At 71.6% G+C, this 1,824-nt stretch carries 3 protein-coding genes; all 3 read left to right on the forward strand.

Annotation, left to right across the window (positions count from 1 at the left end; genetic code table 11):
• Positions 1–96: 96 nt before the first annotated feature.
• The 3 genes from ACWFR4_RS48670 (at position 97) to ACWFR4_RS48680 (ending at position 1,648) form a co-directional block, all read left to right on the forward strand.
• Positions 97–567, forward strand: coding sequence for a hypothetical protein (locus ACWFR4_RS48670; protein WP_453658393.1), 471 nt, complete (start codon positions 97–99; stop codon positions 565–567).
• Positions 568–685: 118 nt separating this feature from the next.
• Positions 686–979, forward strand: coding sequence for a hypothetical protein (locus ACWFR4_RS48675; RefSeq protein ID WP_453658395.1), 294 nt, complete (start codon positions 686–688; stop codon positions 977–979).
• Between the two features lie 105 nt (positions 980–1,084).
• Positions 1,085–1,648, forward strand: coding sequence for a hypothetical protein (locus ACWFR4_RS48680; protein WP_453658397.1), 564 nt, complete (start codon positions 1,085–1,087; stop codon positions 1,646–1,648).
• The last annotated feature ends 176 nt before the right edge of the window (positions 1,649–1,824 follow it).

The following is a 1,824-nucleotide window of genomic DNA, read 5'->3' on the forward strand; positions in this document are numbered from 1 at the left end:
CCCCACACCCGGTCATGGTCAGCACACCGGCCCGGGGGAGCAGTGACCACTCACCCCCCCGGGCCGCCCCTCGCCCCGCGCACCCCGTGGAGAATCATGCATTTTCCTAACGCACGTGCCCCCTACACGCCCTTCCTCGGACTACCGGTCGAGGGCGCCGCCGAGTACGGCACCCGGCAACTCCCCGTCGAGGAGCTGCGCCCGCTGTTCGAGGCGGTGCTGAACGATCCAACCGTCATCGAGTTCGGGTGGCAGCAGTACACGCCATACGACCCGGGTTCCTTCGGCGTCCGCTACATCTGGGTGCGCCCCATCGAGGAGCCACCCGCCGCGACGGAGCGCGATCTGTGGCTGATGGATGGCTGTCCGAGTCTGGGCGACACCTACGGCCCGAACCGTGAGCACTATCGGGGCCCGGACCGCGACCGCTTCGAGCGCGTCATGGTGCTCCATCACGCCTTGGAGGAAGGCCGTTTCGACGACGTGCTGCGGCAGGCGTTCGGTGACCCGACCGCCGTGACGGTGCGCCGCGACGGTATTCGTGTTGCCCCCTGCAACCACGATTGACCCCGTTCTTAGGCCCCGGTTCGTGTCTTGCTGCGCTAGCCCTCAGCCCCCGCACCCTCAGACCACGCACCGCGCCAACCCACCCGGCACCCCGCACCCCGGCCTGTTCGGAGAGCCCATGCCCGCAAGCACCCGTCCAGCGCACATACGGCCTATCGGCAGGATCCTGCGCAGTCTGGCCGCAGCAGAGCGCCCCCGCCCGGGCCAGTTCATCGTCACCGAGTGGTCCGAGTCCTGCGTGTGCGGCGGCAACTTCCTCGGCCACGTGGAAGAACCGTGCAGTCCGGACTGCACCGGCTACTACCCGGTCCGCGGCTGGCACGTCCTCGGCCGCTCCGGTGTCGGGCCCCAGGCAGCCGGCCAGCCCGGCGACAGTCACGGCCCCACCATGGCGGGCCCCTGCGACGACTGACCCCGCCCCCGCACCACCCCAGCGCCACACACGGTCCCGCGCCCGGTCACCCGCCCCGGCGAGCGCAGCACCCCGCCCCGCCCTCACACCGCTTCGGAGACCTCCGTGACCCATGCGCCCAAGCCCCTGCCGGACCAGTGGACGATCCACCTCCACACGGTGCACAACCTGACCATCCTCACCCTCATCGACGCTGACGGCGTCCACCGCCACATCACGTTCGCCCCTCTCGCGCCTCTCGCCCCGCCCGGCACCACCAACCGCACCGTCAAAACGGTGGAGGAGATCACCGAGCCCGAACTACGCGCCCACGCACAGAAGCTGATCGACACCTTCTACCAGCGGACCGCGCAAGCCCAGGCAAACGCCGACGCTTTCGGCGTCTGCGTGCCCGACCTGCGTCATCTCCTCGACCGACTGCGCGCCACCGTCCCCTGCGGCCAGGCCAGCCTCACCGTCGATGACGACACGCTGACCGTCGTCCTCACCCTCACCGCCACCGGCCCCGCCGCAGCACCCCTGCTCGCCCTGACCGCCCGATGGCCCCGCCCCACCGCCGCAGCCGCCGACGGCGTCACCCAGGACCTGGACACCCACGGCAACCTGACGGTGCGCCTCGACCAGACACACGCCGAACACTTCCTCACCTGGCACCGAACCCAGCCGTGACCGCCCCGCCCCTCCCGGTCCGGCCCGCCCGCTGACCTTCGTCAACCCGTTCAGCCAATGGCCCGCCCTGACCCGGGGCGGGCCATTGGCGTGCCCGCACCCTCCCAACGAGCCCGCCCCGCCACCCGGCCGTCCCGCCTGCCCCGGTCCCGGTCCCGCCGTGCGCCGCCCCCTGC

Source organism: Streptomyces sp. NPDC055140 (assembly GCF_053607285.1).